Here is a 17,150-nt window from a genome sequence, read left to right as displayed (position 1 = left end):
CATGAACGTCATCAACGAACTGCTGGAACGCTCTCACCGCCTGGGAGCGGACGCGCGCAACACCAACTACGCGGGCGGCAACACCTCCGCCCAGGGCGCCGCGCCCGACCCGGTCACCGGCGAGGAGGTCGAGCTGCTCTGGGTCAAGGGCTCCGGCGGCGACCTCGGCACGCTGAAGGAGTCCGGCCTGGCCGTGCTCCGCCTCGACCGGCTGCGCGCGCTCAAGGGCGTCTACCCGGGCGTCGAGCGCGAGGACGAGATGGTCGCCGCGTTCGACTACTGCCTGCACGGCAAGGGCGGGGCCGCGCCGTCGATCGACACGGCCATGCACGGCCTGGTCGAGGCCGCCCACGTCGACCACCTGCACCCCGACGCCGGCATCGCCATCGCCACCGCCGCCGACGGCGAGGAGCTGACCGGGCGCGTGTTCGGCGGCCGCGTGGTGTGGGTGCCGTGGCGCCGGCCCGGCTTCCAGCTCGGCCTCGACATCGCCGCCATCAAGGACGCCAACCCGCAGGCCATCGGCTGCGTCCTGGGCGGCCACGGCATCACCGCCTGGGGCGCCACGTCCGAGGAGTGCGAGGCCCGCTCGCTGGAGATCATCCGCACCGCCGAGGCGTACCTGGCCGAGCACGGCCGCCAGGACCCGTTCGGCCCGGTGATCCACCAGAGCCTGCCGGAGGCCGCGCGGCACGCCCGCGCCGCCGCGTTGTTCCCGGTGGTCCGCGGCCTGGCCTCCGCCGACCGGCCGCAGGTCGGCCACTACACCGACACACCCGAGGTGCTCGACTTCGTCTCCCGGGCCGAGCATCCGCGCCTGGCCGCGCTGGGCACCTCCTGCCCCGACCACTTCCTGCGCACCAAGGTCGCGCCCCTGGTGCTGGACCTGCCGCCGGACGCGCCGCTGGAGCAGGCGGTGACCCGGCTGCGCGAGCTGCACGCCGCCTACCGCGCCGACTACACCGCCTACTACGACCGGCACGCCACCCCGGACTCCCCGCCGATGCGCGGCGCGGACCCGGCGATCGTGCTGGTGCCGGGCGTCGGTATGTTCTCCTTCGGCAAGGACAAGCAGACCGCCCGCGTGGCCGGCGAGTTCTACGTCAACGCCATCAACGTCATGCGCGGCGCCGAGTCCGTCTCCTCCTACGCCCCCATCCCCGAGTCGGAGAAGTTCCGCATCGAGTACTGGGAGCTGGAGGAGGCCAAGCTCCGCCGCATGCCCAAGCCCAAGCCGCTGGCCACCCGGGTCGCGCTGGTGACGGGCGGCGGCTCGGGCATCGGCGCCGCCACCGCGCGCCGCCTGGCCGCCGAGGGCGCCTGCGTGGTGATCGCCGACCGCGACCTGGGCGCCGCCGAGAAGGTCGCCGCCGAGCTCGGCGCGGCCGCCTACCGGGTGTCCGACGTCGCCGTGGCGGTCGGGGTGGACGTCACGTCGGAGGAGCAGGTCACCGAGGCCGTACGCGCGGGCGTGCTCGCCTTCGGCGGCGTGGACCTCGTGGTCAACAACGCCGGCCTGTCGTTGTCGCGCGCGCTGCTGGAGACCACCCTGGCCGACTGGGACCTGCAGCACGACGTCATGGCGCGCGGCTCGTTCCTGGTCTCCCGCGAGAGCGCCCGGGTCATGATCGACCAGGACATGGGCGGCGACATCATCTACATCTCCTCCAAGAACGCCGTCTTCGCCGGCCCGAACAACGTCGCCTACGGCGCGGCCAAGGCCGACCAGGCGCACCAGGTCCGGCTGCTCGCGGCCGAGCTGGGCGCGCACGGCGTCCGGGTCAACGGCATCAACCCCGACGGCGTCGTCCGCGGCTCCGGCATCTTCGCCTCCGGCTGGGGCGCCAACCGCGCGGCCGTGTACGGGGTCGAGGAGGACAAGCTCGGCGAGTTCTACGCCCAGCGCACCCTGCTCAAGCGCGAGGTGCTGCCCGAGCACGTGGCCGCCGCCGTCTTCGCCCTCACCGGGGGCGACCTCACCCACACCACCGGGCTGCACATCCCGGTGGACGCGGGGGTGGCGGCCGCCTTCCTGCGCTGAGTTCCGGCCGTGAGCGGGCCGTCACCCCGGAGGGTGGCGGCCCGCTCATGCGTTTCCGGGCGCCGATCATTCAGGCCGCCGCGCGGTGTTCAGCCGGAGGCCACAGGGGGAACAGGGGTTCCACGATGTGGTTCTCGGGTTGCATATCCATCCCCTGGAGTGCATTATCTTCACAGACTAGTAAGGTCATAAGCTGTTATGCATGAACATGCAGGAGGGTGGAATGAGAGCAGCGATCGCGGGAGCCAGCGGCTACGCGGGAGGTGAGCTCCTTCGCCTCCTGCTCGGCCATCCCCGGTTCGAGATCGGCGCGCTCACCGCCGCCTCCAGCGCGGGCAGCCGCCTCGGCGCCCACCAGCCCCATCTGCCGCAACTCGCCGACCGCGTCATCGAGGACACCACCGCCGAGATCCTGGCCGGCCACGAGGTGGTCTTCCTGGCCCTGCCGCACGGCCACTCGGCCGCGGTCGCCGCGCAACTCGGCGAGGAGACGGTCGTGGTCGACTGCGGGGCCGACCACCGGCTCACCGACCCGGCCGCCTGGCAGGAGTTCTACGGTGGCGAGCACGCGGGCACCTGGCCCTACGGCCTGCCCGAGCTGCCCGGCCAGCGCGAGCTGCTGGCCGGCGCCACCCGGATCGCGGTTCCGGGCTGCTATCCGACCTCGGTCCTGCTGGCCCTGACGCCCGCGTTCGCCGCCGGGCTGACCGGCCCCGACGTGGTCGTGGTCGCCGCCAGCGGCACCAGCGGCGCCGGCCGGTCGCTCAAGACCAGCCTGCTCGGCAGCGAGGTCATGGGCTCGGTCAGCGCGTACGGCGTGGGCGGCGTCCACCGGCACACCCCCGAGATGGAGCAGGGCCTGTCGGCCGTCGCCCGGACCCCGGTCCGCGTCTCCTTCACCCCGACGCTGGCCCCCATGAGCCGCGGCATCCTGGCCACCTGCAGCGCCCCCGCCGCGCCAGGCGTCACCCAGGAGTCGCTGCGCACCGCGTACGAGGTGGCGCTGAAGGACGAGCCCTTCGTCAACCTCCTGCCGGAGGGCCTGTGGCCCGCCACCGCCATGACCTACGGCTCCAACACCGCCGCCCTGCAGGTGACGCTCGATGAGCGCGCGGGCCGCGTGATCGCCGTCATCGCCATCGACAACCTCACCAAGGGCACCGCCGGGGGCGCGATCCAGAGCGTGAACCTCGCCCTCGGCCTGCCGGAAGAGCTTGGCCTCCCCCTGACAGGAGTCGCACCATGAGCGTAACCGCCCCTCTCGGCTTCAGAGCCGCGGGTGTCGCCGCCGGGATCAAGTCCGGTGGCGCCCGCGATCTGGCCGTCGTCGTCAACGACGGGCCCAGCCGCGCCGCCGCGGGCGTCTTCACCGCCAACCGCGTGAAGGCCGCCCCCGTGTTGTGGTCGCAGCAGGTCCTGGCGGGCGGGCGGCTGCGAGCGGTGGTGCTCAACTCCGGCGGAGCCAACGCCTGCACAGGACCCGAGGGCTTCCAGGACACCCACGCCACCGCCGAGAAGGCCGCCGAGCTGCTGCTGGACTCCGCGGGCGAGGTCGCGATCTGCTCCACGGGGCTGATCGGCGAGCGGCTGCCCATGGAGGCGCTGCTGTCCGGCGTCGAGACGGCCGCCGGCCAGCTCTCCCGCGACGGCGGCCTGGCCGCGGCCGACGCCATCCGCACCACCGACACGGTCTCCAAGATCTCCTTCAAGCGCGCCGACGGCTACATGGTCGGCGGCATGGCCAAGGGCGCGGGCATGCTGGCCCCGGCCCTGGCCACGATGCTCTGCGTGATCACCACCGACGCCGACCTGACCAGCGACGAGCTCGACGCCGCGCTGCGCGGTGCCACGGCCGCCACGTTCGACCGGCTCGACACCGACGGCTGCATGTCGACCAACGACACCGTGCTGCTGCTCGCCAGCGGCGCCTCCGGGATCAAGCCGGACCTCGCGGAGTTCGGGCAGAAGGTCACCGAGGTCTGCGCCGACCTGGCCAGGCAGCTCCTCGTCGACGCCGAGGGCGCCACCAAGGCCATCGCCATCGAGGTCGTCGGCGCCGCCTCCGAGAAGGACGCCGTCGCCGTCGGCCGTTCGGTCGCCCGGTCCAACCTGCTCAAGTGCGCCATCCACGGCGAGGACCCCAACTGGGGCCGCGTCCTGGCCGCCGTCGGCACCACCGACGCCGTGTTCGAGCCCGACCGGCTCAACGTGGCCATCAACGGCATCTGGATCTGCCGGGGCGGCGCCGTCGGCGACGACCGCGCCAAGGTGGACATGCGCCCCAGGGACGTGACGATCACCATCGACCTGTCGGCGGGCCCCGACACCGCGACCATCCACACCACGGACCTGACGGCCGAATACGTCCACGAGAACTCGGCCTACTCCTCATGAGGTTGTCCACCGCCCAGACCAAGGCCGGCGTCCTCATCGAGGCGCTGCCCTGGCTGACCCGCTTCCACGGCGCGACCGTCGTCATCAAGTACGGCGGCAACGCGATGACCGAGGAGGCCCTCAAGGAGGGCTTCGCCGAGGACGTCGTCTTCCTGCACCACGTGGGCCTGCGCCCGGTGGTCGTGCACGGCGGCGGCCCGCAGATCAGCAGCGCGCTGGACAAGGCGGGCATCGAGTCCACCTTCACCGCCGGGCTCCGGGTCACCACGCCCGAGGCCATGCAGGTCGTCAGGATGGTCCTCACCGGCCAGGTCAACCGCGACATCGTGGGCCTGGTCAACCGGCACGGCCCGTTCGCGGTCGGCATGTCCGGCGAGGACGCCCACCTGTTCACCGCCGTGCGCAAGCACGCCGTCGTGGACGGCGAGCCCGTGGACATCGGCCAGGTCGGCGAGATCATGAAGGTCGATCCCGGCGCGGTGCGCGCCCTGATCGACGACGGCCGCATCCCCGTCGTCTCCAGCGTGGCCAGGAGCGACGACGGCGAGATCTACAACGTCAACGCCGACACGGCGGCCGCCGCGCTCGCCGTGTCGCTCCAGGCGCAGAAACTGATCGTCCTCACCGACGTCGAAGGCCTGTACGCGAACTGGCCCGACGACACGGACGTGATCGACCATCTCGACGCCGACGCGCTTGAGACGATGATGCCCACGCTGTCCAGCGGCATGGTCCCCAAGATGGAGGCCTGCCTGACGGCGGTGCGGGGCGGCGTCCCGCAGGCACACGTGCTCGACGGCCGGGTGCCCCACGCACTCCTGCTGGAAATCTTCACCAATGAGGGAATCGGAACGATGGTGATGCCCTGATGAGCCTGTTCGAGAGATTCGAAAAAGCCTTCATGCCCAACTACGGCGTCCCCCCGGTCGCCCTGGCACGAGGCGAGGGCAGCCGCGTCTGGGACGTGGACGGCAAGGAGTATCTCGACTTCATCGGCGGCATCGCGACCAGCTCGCTCGGTCACGCCCACCCCGCCCTGGTCGAGGCCGTCTCCGCGCAGGTCGCCACCATCGCCCACACCAGCAACCTGTTCCTGCACGAGCCCGAAGTGCTGCTCGCCGAGCAGCTCCTCGGCCTGCTGAACGCCCCCGCCAAGATCTTCTTCGCCAACTCCGGCACCGAGGCCAACGAGGCCGCCTACAAGCTGGCGCTCAAGTACGGCCGGCGCGAGGGCCGCTCCTACTTCGTCGCCGCCGAGAACGGCTTCCACGGCCGCACGATCGGCGCCCTGTCCCTGACGGGCAAGGCGTCCATCCGCGACCAGTTCGGCCCGTTCCCCGTCGAGGTGCGCTTCGTCCCCTACGGCGACGCCGGCGCGCTCAAGGAGGCCGTGACCGGCGACTGCATCGCGGTCTTCCTGGAGCCCACCCTGGGCGAGGCGGGCGTGGTGCCGCCGCCCGAGGGCTACTTCGAGGCCGCCCGCGAGATCTGCGACGACACCGGCGCGCTGCTCGTGGCCGACGAGATCCAGTCCGCCATCGGCCGCACCGGGCACTGGTTCGCCCACCAGGCCGACGGCGTCACCCCCGACATCCTGACCCTGGCCAAGGGCCTGGGCGGCGGCCTGCCGATCGGTGCGTGCGTCGGATTCGGCGACGCCGGCACGTTGTTCGCCAAGGGCGACCACGGCTCGACGTTCGGCGGCAACCCGGTCTCGTGCGCCGCCGCGCTGGCCGTGCTCGCCAACGTCGACCTCGACCACGTCAAGTCCGTCTCCGCCCGGCTGCGCACCGGCCTGGAGTCGATCCGCCATCCGCTGCTGAAGGGCGTGCGCGGGCGCGGCCTGTGGCTGGCCACCGTGCTGCGCGAGCCGCGCTCGGCCGAAGTCCAGAAGGCCGCCGCCGAGGCCGGCTTCCTGGTCAACGCCCTGCAGCCCGACGCCATCCGCATCGCGCCGCCCCTCGTCGTGACAGCCGACGAGGTCGACGCGCTGGTGGACGCCTACCCCAAGATCCTGACGGAGGCCGGCAAGTGAGTCAGCGCGCGAACTCGGCGCCCACCAGGCATTTCCTGCGCGACGACGACCTGTCGCCCGCCGAGCAGGCGGAGGTCCTCGATCTGGCCGCCGCCATGAAGAAGGACCGCTACGGCTACCGCCCCTTCGAGGGGCCGCAGACCGTCGCGGTCCTGTTCGACAAGCCGTCCGCGCGCACCCGCGTCTCCTTCCACACCGGCATCGGCGAGCTCGGCGGCCTGCCGCTGGTGGTGGACAACGTCTCGGTCCTGATGGGCCGCGGCGAGCCGCCCGCGGACCTGGCCAGGGTCCTCGACCGCCAGGTCTCGGCCATCGTCTGGCGGACCACCGGGCAGGAGCGCATCGACGAGATGGCCGCCCACTCGCGGGTGCCGGTCGTCAACGCGCTCACCGACGAGTTCCACCCCTGCCAGATCCTCGCCGACCTGCAGACCGTCCAGGAGAAGCTGGGCAGGACCGCCGGGCTCACGCTCACCTACCTCGGCGACGGCGCCAACAACATGGCCGGTTCCTACCTGCTCGGCTGCGCCACGGCCGGCATGCACGTGCGGATCGCGGCCCCGGCCGGCTACCAGCCCGACGCCGTCATCCTCGACCAGGCCGCCGCCATCGCGGCCAGGACCGGCGGCTCGGTGGTCGCGCTGACCGACCCGGCCGCCGCCGCCCAGGGCGCCCACGTGATCGCCACCGACACCTGGGTCTCGATGGGCCAGGACGGCAAGGAGGAGCGGGTGGCCGCGCTCATGCCGTACCAGGTCAACTCCGAGCTGCTCGAACACGCCGCGCCGGACGCGATCGTGCTGCACTGCCTGCCCGCCTACCGCGAGTACGAGATCACCGCCGACGTGCTCGACGGCCCGCGCAGCGTCGTGTGGGACCAGGCGGAGAACCGGCTGCACGCCCAGAAGGCGCTCCTGCACTGGCTGGTGTCGATCGAATGACCATCCCGATGACCAAGGCCGCGCGGCAGTCGAAGATCACCGACCTGCTGCTGCGCCAGGCCGTGCGCTCCCAGCCCGAGCTGGCCAAGCTGCTCGCCGAGAGCGGCGTCGAGGTCACCCAGGCCACGCTCTCGCGCGACCTCGACGAACTCGGCGCGCTCAAGCTGCGCGCCGAGGACGGCTCGCTCGTGTACGCGCTGCCGGGCGAGGGCGGCGGGCGGATCCCGCTCGCCAGGCTCGGCACCGGCGAGTCGCCCATGGCGCGGCTGCACCGCATCGCCGAGGAGCTGCTGGTCGCGGCCGAGGCGTCGGCCAACCTGGTCATCGTGCGAACCCCGCCGGGCGCCGCCCAGTTCCTGGCCTCCGCCATCGACCACGCCGACTGGGAGTCGATCCTCGGCACGGTGGCGGGCGACGACACGATCCTCGTCATCAGCCGTGACCCCGCGGGCGGCCACGCCGTCGCGGAGGCGCTGCTGAAAGTGGCGGACCGACGTAGTTAGCCCGCTCCCCGGGAGCGGGCTGCTCGGTGCCGACCACACGACTTCGTCCATGGAGATAGAAAAATGTCCGAAAGAGTAGTTCTCGCGTACTCCGGGGGTCTTGATACCTCGGTCGCCATCCCTTACCTCGCCGAGAAGATGAACGCCGAGGTCGTCTGCGTAGCCGTCGACCTCGGCCAGGGCGGCGAGGACATGGAGGCCATCCAGAAGCGCGCCATCGACTGCGGCGCCGTCGAGTCCGTCGTGGTGGACGCCAAGGAGGAGTTCGCCGCCGACTTCTGCGTGCCGGCCCTGCGGGCCAACGCCCTCTACATGGACCGTTACCCGCTGGTCTCCTCATTGTCGCGCCCTCTCATCGTCAAGCACCTGGTGTCGGCCGCCAAGCAGTTCCGCGGCACGTTCGTCTCCCACGGCTGCACCGGCAAGGGCAACGACCAGGTCCGCTTCGAGGCCGGCCTGGCGGCGCTGGCCCCCGACCTCCAGGTCATCGCGCCCGCCCGCGACTTCGCCTGGACACGCGACAAGGCCATCGAGTACGCCGAGGCCAAGGGCCTGCCGATCGAGACGTCGAAGAAGAACCCGTTCTCCATCGACCAGAACCTGTGGGGCCGCGCCGTCGAGACCGGCTTCCTGGAGGACATCTGGAACGGCCCCACCGAGGAGGTCTACTCCTACACCGCCGACCCGGCCCAGCCGCGCGAGCCCGACGAGATCGTCGTCACCTTCGAGCAGGGCGTGCCGGTCAAGGTCGACGGGCGGGCGCTGACGCCGTACCAGATCATCGACGAGCTCAACAAGCGCGCCGGCGCCCAGGGCGTCGGCCGGATCGACATGGTCGAGGACCGCCTCGTCGGCATCAAGTCGCGCGAGGTCTACGAGGCGCCGGGCGCGATCGCGCTGCTCGCCGCGCACATGGAGCTGGAGAACGTCACCGTCGAGCGCGACCTGGCCCGCTTCAAGCGCGGCGTCGACCAGCGCTGGAGCGAGCTCGTCTACGACGGCCTGTGGTTCTCCCCGCTCAGGAGCGCGCTCGACGCGCTCATCGCCGACGCGCAGCGGCACGTCTCCGGCGACATCCGCATGTCCCTGCACGGCGGCAAGGCCACCGTCACGGGCCGCCGCTCCGAGCAATCCCTGTACGACTTCTCCCTGGCCACCTACGACACCGGCGACACCTTCGACCAGTCGCTGGCCAAGGGCTTCGTCCAGCTTTTCTCCCTACCGGCCAAGATCGCCGCCGCGCGCGACGCCAAGAAGGACTGAATGCACTATGGTCGCGGAGGAAACGGAGGAGATGACGGTGAGTGATGGCAAGCCGATGAGGCTGTGGGGCGGACGTTTCGAAGGGGGCCCGTCCGACGCGCTGACCCGGCTGTCGGTGAGCGTGCACTTCGACTGGCGGCTCGTGCCCTACGACCTGGCGGCGTCCAGGGCGCACGCCCGGGTGCTGCACAAGGCGGGGCTGCTGAGCGACGACGAGCTGGAGCGCATGATCGGCGCGCTCGACGATCTGGAGCGGGCCTGCAAGGCGGGCGAGTTCCGGCCGACGGTCGCCGACGAGGACGTGCACACGGCGCTGGAGCGCGGACTGCTGGAGCGGCTCGGCTCGCTCGGCGGCAAACTGCGCGCCGGGCGCAGCCGCAACGACCAGATCGCCACCGACCTGCGCCTCTACCTGCGTGATCACGCGCGCACGGTCGTCTCGCGCCTGGTCGAGCTGGAGACGGCGCTGATGGCCCAGGCGGAGCAGCACGCCGAGACCGCCGCGCCCGGCATGACCCACCTGCAGCACGCGCAGCCGGTCTCGTTCGGCCACCAGCTCCTGGCCCACGTGCACGCCTTCGCCCGCGACGTCGACCGGCTCACCGACTGGGACAAGCGCGCCGCGATCTCCCCGCTCGGCGCCGGCGCGCTGGCGGGCTCCTCGCTGCCGCTCGACCCGCAGGCCGTGGCCGAGGAGCTGGGCTTCTCCGCCGCCGCGCCCAACTCCATGGACGCCGTCTCCGACCGTGACTTCGCCGCGGAGTTCCTGTTCGACGCGGCCATGATCGGCGTGCACCTGTCGCGGCTGGGCGAGGAGATCGTCCTGTGGGCCTCGCAGGAGTTCCGCTGGATCGAGATGGACGACGCCTACTCCACCGGCTCGTCGATCATGCCCCAGAAGAAGAACCCCGACGTGGCCGAGCTGGCGCGCGGCAAGTCCGGCCGGCTGATCGGCAACCTGATGGCGATGCTGACCACGCTCAAGGGCCTGCCGCTGACCTACAACCGCGACCTTCAGGAGGACAAGGAGCCGGTCTTCGACTCGGTCGACACGCTGCTGCTGGTCCTGCCCGCGATGGCCGGCCTGGTCGCCACCATGCGCGTCAACACCGCCCGCATGGAGGCCTCCGCCCCCGACGGCTTCGCGCTCGCCACCGACCTGGCCGAGCTGCTCGTCCGCCGCGGGGTCGCCTTCCGCGAGGCGCACGAGGCCGTCGGCCACCTCGTGGTGTGGTGCCAGGTCAACGACAAGGACCTCGGCGAGCTCACCGACGATGAGCTGAGCAAGGTGTCGCCGCACCTGACGCCCGACGTTCGCGACGTGCTCAACGTGCCCGGCGCCCTGGCCGCGCGCAAGGCCCACGGCGGCACCGCCCCCGACCGCGTGCGCGACCAGCTCGTCGCGCTCGGGGAGGCGGTCGACGCGCAGGCGGCATGGGCGGCCGGGAGCTGAGCTCCGCCGCGCTGCCGCGGAGCTTCTTCGACCGGCCGTCGCACGAGGTGGCGCCCGACCTGCTCGGGCGCGTCCTCGTGCACGGCGGCGTGGACAGGGCGGCGCCGGGGAGCGCGGACGGGACCGTCGCCGTGCGCCTGACCGAGGTCGAGGCGTACGGCGGTCCTGGCGAGGACCCGGCCGCGCACACCTATCGCGGCAAGACGCCGCGTAACGCGGTCATGTTCGGCCCGCCGGGCCACCTGTACGTGTACTTCACCTATGGCATGCACTTCTGCGCGAACCTGGTGTGCCTGCCCGACGGCTGCGGCTCCGCCGTGCTGTTGCGGGCCGGTGAGGTGGTGGCGGGCCTGGACGTGGCCCGAGCCCGCCGCTCATCCGGCCGCTCCGGCAAGCTGATCGCCGACCGTGACCTGGCGCGTGGTCCCGCCCGGCTCGCGGTGGCCCTCGGCCTGCTCCGCGAGCACAACGGCCTCGACGCCATCCAGGACGGCGCGCCCGTGGGCCGCCCCCGCCAGTCGGCCACCCTGCTCGAAGGCCGGCCGGCCGACCCCGCCACGATCAGGTCAGGGCCGCGCACCGGCATCTCCACGGCCAAGGAGACACCGTGGCGGTTCTGGATCGACGGGGACCCGACCGTGTCGCCGTACCGCGCTCATGCGCCCCGGCGCCGCAACACCGCGGCCACCTCCGTCGGCGAGGTGCCGAGGTCGTGAGCGCTGAAGATGTGCAGATGGTCGCCGGTGTCGATCTCCAGCATCTCGCTGCGCCGCCCCCACCGCGTGCGGACGTCGACCTTGACGTCCCAGATCGCCTCCCACGGCACACGCCGCCGCCCCGCGAACCCGTGCACCACGGTGATGCCGTCCTCGTCGGCCGCGAGTCGTACCGGGGCGATCAGGTCACGCAGCCCCATGGCGCCGATCAGCACGGCCGCCGGGACGGCCAGGATCACGCCGCGCACGTCGCCGATGAGCCACCAGTAAACGGCGAACCCGGCGCACACCACAGCCCCTAAGATCTTCAAAACGGCCAGCTTGCGACGGACCCTCCACATGGAGACAGAGCGTATCCAAGTGGCGATCGTCCCGCGTGATCGGGCACGCTGTAATCACTCAACGTCTGAAACGTCTACTGGAAAGCCGGCACCGTGACCGACATTCTCGATGACCTCGCGTGGCGAGGGCTTATCGCTCAGTCCACCGACCTCGACGCCCTGCGCGCGTCCATGGCCAAGGGACCGATCACGGTCTATTCCGGTTTCGACCCCACCGCCCCCTCGCTGCACGTCGGGCATTTCGTGCCGCTGCTCACCCTGCGCCGCCTGCAGCTCGCCGGGCACCGCCCGATCGGGCTGGTAGGCGGGGCGACCGGCCTGATCGGTGACCCGAGCGGCCGCAACAGCGAGCGGTCGCTCAACGCCGGCGAGGTCGTCGCCGAATGGGTGGAACGCCTGCGCGGCCAGGTCGGCCGCTTCCTCGACTTCGACGCCGAGCCGAACGCCGCCCGCTTGGTCAGCAACCTCGACTGGACCGGCGAGCTGAGCGCCATCGACTTCCTGCGCGACATCGGCAAGCACTTCCCGGTCAACCGCATGCTGGCCAGGGAGGCGGTCTCGGCCCGCCTGCAGGGTGAGGGGCTGAGCTACACCGAGTTCAGCTACCAGATCCTGCAGGCCAACGACTACCTGGAGCTGTACCGCCGCCACGACTGCACCCTGCAGATCGGCGGCAGCGATCAGTGGGGCAACATCACCGCGGGCACGGACCTGGTCCGCCGCACCGAGGGCGGGCACGTGCACGCGCTCACCCTCCCGCTGATCACCAAGGCCGACGGCACCAAGTTCGGCAAGACGGCGGGCGGCGCACTCTGGCTCGACCCGGAGATGACCTCGCCCTACGCCTTCTACCAGTACTTCCTCAACTCCGACGACCGTGACGTGATCCACTACCTCAAGGTGTTCACGTTCAGGACCCGCGAGGAGATCGAGGCTCTGGAGAAGGCCGTCGCCGAGCGCCCCTTCGCCCGCGAGGCGCAGCGGACGCTGGCCGAAGACCTCACCGAGCTCCTGCACGGCAAGCAGGAGCTGGACGCCGTCATCGCGGCCTCCAAGGCGCTCTTCGGGCAGGGCTCCCTGGAGGATCTGCCCGCAGCCACCCTCGCCGCGGCGCTGGCCGAGGTGCCCAAGGCCACCGTTCCCGCGCTCGGGGCGTCGTTCGTGGACCTGCTGGCCGACAGCGGCCTGGTCGAGTCGAAGTCGGCGGCCAGGCGGGCGGTCAAGGAGGGCGGGGCGTACCTGAACAACGTCAAGATCACTGACGAGTCGTACGTGCCGGCCGCCGGCGACCTGCTGCACGGGCGATTCCTGGTGTTGCGGCGCGGCAAGAAGTCGATCGGTGGCGTCGAGGTCACCGCCTGAGCCAAGAACGGGCCCTTCCCGCTTTCCCGGGGAGGGCCCATTTCCGCGTCATCCAGGGCCTGGCCCCACCTACGGATGAACGGCCTCGCCTCACCTGCGGATGAACAGCGCCACCGTGAGCCCCGGCAGATCACCGGAGTGCTTCGCCGAGCTGAGCTCGAAGCCCGCCTTCTCGACCTCCCCGACCCGGGCGACCGCGCCGCCGGCCAGCCCCGACTGCTTGCTCCCGCGCCAGACCACCCACACCCGGTCGCGCCCCTTGAGCGCGGCGGCCACGTCGGACCGCTCCGGGTAGCCGAAGCCGTCGGGCGACGGCTCGTCACCGGTTCTCAGCACGTCAACGGGCATGAGGGAGTCGGCGTAGTACTCGAAGCCCGTACGCACCGGGCTCTGGCCGTAGACGATCGCGTCGTCGCGCTCTGCCTTGACCACGCGCAGCGCCCACGGGATGTTCTCGAAACGCCCGTTCTCCTGGCGTACGTCCACGTGATCCTGGACCGACAGAACGCACCCGAGCAGCACGACCACCACCGCCGCCACCACCTGGAGCCGGGGCAGGCAGGCCACCGCCACCCCCGCCAGCAGCGCCAGCGCCGGAGCCGTCACGAACAGGTAGCGGTCGACATAGACAGGCGTCACGAGCTGCGACACGGCGAGGAGCAGCACCGGCGGCAGGATCAGCCATCCCAGCAGCACCAGAACCCACGGCGCCCGCCTCCGATCCGCGCCACCGCGCGCCGCCCGCCACAACAACACGGCGCCGGCCACTCCCATCGCGAACAGCAACACCCCCAGCGCGGCCGACCCCGCCGCCATCTTCGGGAACTTCAGCCACACCTCCGGCCCCCGCTGCGGGATCCAGCTGATCGCATGCCGCTCGCCGAACCCGATCAGCCCCAGCACCACGGCGGGCACACAGCCGGCGGTGAGCGCGGCGACCATCCGCACCAACACCCCAAGGCGCGTCACCACCTCACGCCCTGCCGTGACCGTGTGACCTGCCGCCACCGTGTGACCTGCCGCCACCGTGTGACCTGCCGCCACCGTGTGACCTGCCGTCATCTCGCGACCTGCCGTCACCGCCCGGCCTGACGGTGATTCACGGCGCGACGGCGCTCCTGGCATGAGCAGGGCGAACAGGTGCGCGGGCAACACGAGCACCGCGAACAGGTGCGTCGAGCACACCAGCGCCACCGACACCCCGTAGACCACCCACCGCCTGCCGTCAGGCCGCTCGACCGCCCGGTGCAGCGCCCAGAACGCGAAGACGACCGCGGCGGCGGCGAAGGCGTACGACCGGGCGAAGGCGCCGTAGTAGGACACCGAGGGCAGGATGGTGAAGATCGCCGCGGCGACGACCCCGGCACGGGTGCTGTGCAGCCGCCTTCCGAGGTCGACCAGCAGCCAGGCCGCCACGCCGATCGCCATCGCCGACGGCAGGCGCAACCACAACTCCGCCGTGCCGACCTTCATCCAGAAGTGCATGAACAGGTAGTACGGCAGGAAGTGTCCGTCGATGTGCCGGGCCAGCTCCCACATTCCCGCCAGCGAGCGGGAGGCCGCGCTGATCGTGGCCAGCTCGTCGCCGTTCAGGGTGGCCGAGCCCGTCCCCGTGAACGCCGCCGCGCCCGCGATCAGCGCCATCCACCAAGGGCTCGATGTGCGCGGACGCTGGGCGGGACGGACCGGGGGAGCGAGTGTGGCGGCAGTGGTCACCGGGGAAGAATACGCGCCATACGGCCGGGGGCATGGCGAATACGATCGAGTTCGATCTCTATGCCCCGCTTGTGGGCGTGCCTATCGCGCCGACCTGACGAGCTGGTCCCATGTAGATGCCGCCATGGCGGACGTGGTGCACGAACTGGCCGACCACGGGCACCGGCTGGTGCCGTGGGAGTCGCGGCACCTCTTCACCCAATGGCCGGCACGCGGCACCCTCCCACGCCGTTACTTCGTCGTCCCGCTGGCTGGCACGCGGCATCTGCTCACCCGGTGACTACGTCGTCCCGCTGGCCGGGCACGCGGCACCCGTTCACTCCGTCATCCACCTGCCAGCACCAGCAACGCGCCCAGGGCGGCGTTCTTGTGGTCGCGGGTCCACGGTGCCCCGACCTGCGCGCGTAACCCGTCCACCCGTGCCGCCGCACCTGGCCCCAGCACCTCTGCCGCCGTGTGCCGCAAGTCCCTGAAGTCGTACCGGCTCACCGCGAGCCCCGCCCCGCGCGCCGCCGTACGAGCGGACCGCTCCACCCGGGCGATCAGCCCGCCCGCCTCGTCCAGCCCGAGCCCGACGGCCGCGTGGTACGGCTGATCCGGCAGCGCGGGATCGTCGAGCAGCGTCACCCGCTCGCGCAGCAGCACCCGGGGCGCGTCAGGGACGCCTCCCAACGCCACCAGCACGGCCCAACCGCAATGCTCCTTCATCCCCAGCGCCGCAGAGCCGTCCAACCCCGGCTCACCTCCATGTCACTGCTGGGTGGTGTGTGTCGGTCTCACCACGAGCACAACCCGCCGCCCGGCGTCGCCGACGGGCCGCTCGTAGTTCAGGCCGTAACGGTTGGCCAGCACGTCGAAGAAGTCGCCCGAAGGATCCGGCTCCACCCGTTCGACGACACCGCGGATCTCCACATAACGGTACGGCTGCTCGGGGTCGTTGATGGAGACCGCTACGTGCGGATTTTCCATGACGTTCCGGCACTTGCGACGATCTGTCGTAGTGGTGAACCGCAGGAACTCCCCGTCCCAGATCGTCCACACCGGGTTCACGTTGGGCGCCCCATCGAGCCCGATCGTCGACAGATGGGCGTGCAAGGGCCGGCTGAGCAGGTCCAGATGGCTTTCGGGAATCATCACACATCTCCTTCAGAGCAGATAGGCGCACTCTATCAAAGCTTTGATGGCCATCAACATTGGAATGCCCATACCAACTTGTACGATCTCTCACATGGGAATGCCCGCAGAGGAACGACTCGGCCTGCACATCAAGCGCGCCGAGCATGAGCTGATGACCGCCAAACAGGCTGCCGTCAGGCCGACGGGACTGACCGTTCCCCAGTACGCGGCCCTGCTCGCCCTCGCCGGCAGCCCCGGAATCTCCGGCGCGGCCCTGGCCCGAACTTGTCTCGTCACGCCCCAGGCCATGACCGTGGTGCTCAAGAACCTGGAGGAACGCGGACTTGTCGAACGCTCACCGCACCCCTGGCACCGCAGCGTCCTGGAGACCCGCCTCACGCAAGCCGGACGCACGGCACTGGAAGCGGCGGACGAAAGAGCCGTGATCATCGAACGCTCCATCGCGGCCGAGTTCACCGAAGACGAACGGCAGGCGCTGCGCACACTCCTGGCCCGATGCGGCGAGGCCATCTCCCGCGCCACCTCCACGTGGTGACACCCACCTTCGTACGACCTCGCTCCCAGGCGGATCCGACCCCAGCGGACGTGATCCAGATGGACCCCGATCCCCAAACGGACGTGATCGTCGGCTAGGCCCGATCTCCGGCGCAACTCCATCACCGACGCCGCTCGACCCGGGGACGCCTCGCTCCCGCTTCGATGGAGGCTCTGCCCGTACTCCACTCCACCGGCGCGATGTCCTCTCATCGACGCTCTGCAGGCGCTCCTGCGCCACCATCACGATGCCCTGACGTCCCCGTCTGGGACCTGATTTGACGTGTCGCGGATCGCGACCTAATCTTTCACTTCGCCCCGGGAGTGAGCCGGACGCCGATCAGGCGGACGGGCCCCAGGGCAAGCCCCTTGAATGAACGAGCCACTCGGCGCAACCGCTTCGGCGTGCCTGTGCATGAGTAGTCTTCGGGCACGCCTCGACTCACCGGAAAATCGGTTGATTCGACAAGAGCCAGATGGCACGGTAAGTTACGAGGGTTGCCCCAGAAACGGGACACACATTTTAGCCAGATTCACCAGTATCCAGCAAATCCTCGGATTTGACAGGAAAACGGAGAAGCTGCTAAGATAAGCGAGACGAGAATAGCGCCTCTGATCTAGGGCCTGAAGGTCTTGGTGAGGATGTACGCGTCCGTTTCTTGAGAACTCAACAGTGTGTTAAAAGCCAGTGCATGATGCACAAACCCCGTCATT

General features: G+C 70.7%; 17 protein-coding genes. 13 read left to right on the top strand and 4 right to left on the bottom strand.

The annotated features are described in order from the left end of the window. Position 1 precedes the first annotated feature (1 nt). The 10 genes from ACWD0F_RS47150 to ACWD0F_RS47105 all read left to right on the top strand — a co-directional run bounded on the left by ACWD0F_RS47150 (position 2) and on the right by ACWD0F_RS47105 (position 11,346). The gene (locus ACWD0F_RS47150) at positions 2-2,041 is read left to right on the top strand and encodes a bifunctional aldolase/short-chain dehydrogenase (protein WP_449888945.1); all 2,040 of its coding nucleotides are present in this window, start codon (positions 2-4) and stop codon (positions 2,039-2,041) included. 208 nt (positions 2,042-2,249) lie between these two features. Continuing rightward, a complete protein-coding gene (gene argC / locus ACWD0F_RS47145; protein WP_449889006.1) occupies positions 2,250-3,287 on the top strand; it encodes an N-acetyl-gamma-glutamyl-phosphate reductase in 1,038 nt (345 codons plus the stop codon). Next, positions 3,284-4,435: a bifunctional glutamate N-acetyltransferase/amino-acid acetyltransferase ArgJ gene (gene argJ, locus ACWD0F_RS47140; protein WP_449888943.1), complete on the top strand. Its 1,152-nt coding sequence runs from the start codon at positions 3,284-3,286 to the stop codon at positions 4,433-4,435. Before argC ends, argJ begins: the two co-directional genes overlap by 4 nt. Beyond that, positions 4,432-5,304, top strand: coding sequence for an acetylglutamate kinase (gene argB / locus ACWD0F_RS47135; protein WP_449888942.1), 873 nt, complete (start codon positions 4,432-4,434; stop codon positions 5,302-5,304). Before argJ ends, argB begins: the two co-directional genes overlap by 4 nt. Beyond that, positions 5,304-6,470 (top strand): acetylornithine transaminase, encoded by a 1,167-nt coding sequence (locus ACWD0F_RS47130; protein ID WP_449888940.1) that lies wholly within the window; start codon positions 5,304-5,306, stop codon positions 6,468-6,470. The genes argB and ACWD0F_RS47130 overlap by 1 nt, the downstream gene beginning before the upstream one ends. Continuing rightward, a complete protein-coding gene (gene argF, locus ACWD0F_RS47125; RefSeq protein ID WP_449888938.1) occupies positions 6,467-7,411 on the top strand; it encodes an ornithine carbamoyltransferase in 945 nt (314 codons plus the stop codon). The genes ACWD0F_RS47130 and argF overlap by 4 nt, the downstream gene beginning before the upstream one ends. Beyond that, a complete protein-coding gene (locus tag ACWD0F_RS47120; protein WP_449888936.1) occupies positions 7,408-7,914 on the top strand; it encodes an arginine repressor in 507 nt (168 codons plus the stop codon). The genes argF and ACWD0F_RS47120 overlap by 4 nt, the downstream gene beginning before the upstream one ends. Positions 7,915-7,977: 63 nt before the next feature. Further along, the gene (locus ACWD0F_RS47115) at positions 7,978-9,177 is read left to right on the top strand and encodes an argininosuccinate synthase (protein WP_449888935.1); all 1,200 of its coding nucleotides are present in this window, start codon (positions 7,978-7,980) and stop codon (positions 9,175-9,177) included. 31 nt (positions 9,178-9,208) lie between these two features. Next, on the top strand, positions 9,209-10,630 hold the full coding sequence (argH, locus tag ACWD0F_RS47110) for an argininosuccinate lyase (protein ID WP_449888934.1): 1,422 nt from the start codon (positions 9,209-9,211) through the stop codon (positions 10,628-10,630). After that, the gene (locus ACWD0F_RS47105) at positions 10,612-11,346 is read left to right on the top strand and encodes a DNA-3-methyladenine glycosylase (protein WP_449888932.1); all 735 of its coding nucleotides are present in this window, start codon (positions 10,612-10,614) and stop codon (positions 11,344-11,346) included. The genes argH and ACWD0F_RS47105 overlap by 19 nt, the downstream gene beginning before the upstream one ends. Here the strand turns inward: ACWD0F_RS47105 and ACWD0F_RS47100 are convergent. After that, entirely contained in the window at positions 11,286-11,657 is a 372-nt protein-coding gene (locus ACWD0F_RS47100) for a PH domain-containing protein (RefSeq protein WP_449888930.1), read from the bottom strand. The genes ACWD0F_RS47105 and ACWD0F_RS47100 overlap by 61 nt on opposite strands. A 123-nt stretch (positions 11,658-11,780) precedes the next feature. Here ACWD0F_RS47100 and tyrS point away from each other — a divergent pair, with 123 nt between their 5' ends. Further along, positions 11,781-13,049 carry a tyrosine--tRNA ligase gene (tyrS, locus tag ACWD0F_RS47095; protein WP_449888928.1) on the top strand — a complete coding sequence of 423 codons (1,269 nt, stop codon included), beginning with the start codon at positions 11,781-11,783 and terminating at the stop codon, positions 13,047-13,049. A 90-nt stretch (positions 13,050-13,139) separates the two neighbouring features. Here tyrS and ACWD0F_RS47090 read toward each other — a convergent pair whose 3' ends face one another. After that, entirely contained in the window at positions 13,140-14,765 is a 1,626-nt protein-coding gene (locus tag ACWD0F_RS47090) for a glycosyltransferase family 39 protein (protein ID WP_449888927.1), read from the bottom strand. 124 nt (positions 14,766-14,889) lie between these two features. Here ACWD0F_RS47090 and ACWD0F_RS47085 point away from each other — a divergent pair, with 124 nt between their 5' ends. Beyond that, positions 14,890-15,045 carry a hypothetical protein gene (locus tag ACWD0F_RS47085; protein ID WP_449888926.1) on the top strand — a complete coding sequence of 52 codons (156 nt, stop codon included), beginning with the start codon at positions 14,890-14,892 and terminating at the stop codon, positions 15,043-15,045. A gap of 44 nt (positions 15,046-15,089) precedes the next feature. On the opposite strand, the gene ACWD0F_RS47080 is transcribed toward ACWD0F_RS47085, so the two are convergent. Next, the gene (locus ACWD0F_RS47080; protein WP_449888924.1) at positions 15,090-15,497 is read right to left on the bottom strand and encodes a hypothetical protein; all 408 of its coding nucleotides are present in this window, start codon (positions 15,495-15,497) and stop codon (positions 15,090-15,092) included. Between the two features lie 18 nt (positions 15,498-15,515). Then, a complete protein-coding gene (locus ACWD0F_RS47075; RefSeq protein ID WP_449888922.1) occupies positions 15,516-15,899 on the bottom strand; it encodes a PPOX class F420-dependent oxidoreductase in 384 nt (127 codons plus the stop codon). A gap of 94 nt (positions 15,900-15,993) precedes the next feature. Here ACWD0F_RS47075 and ACWD0F_RS47070 point away from each other — a divergent pair, with 94 nt between their 5' ends. Beyond that, complete coding sequence (locus ACWD0F_RS47070; RefSeq protein WP_449888920.1) at positions 15,994-16,437, top strand: MarR family winged helix-turn-helix transcriptional regulator; 444 nt, start codon at positions 15,994-15,996, stop codon at positions 16,435-16,437. Positions 16,438-17,150: the final 713 nt, after the last annotated feature.

This window comes from Nonomuraea sp. NPDC002799 (assembly GCF_053592075.1).
The sequence above is the reverse complement of the archived record's forward strand: the minus strand, read 5'-3'. Positions and strand labels throughout refer to the sequence as shown.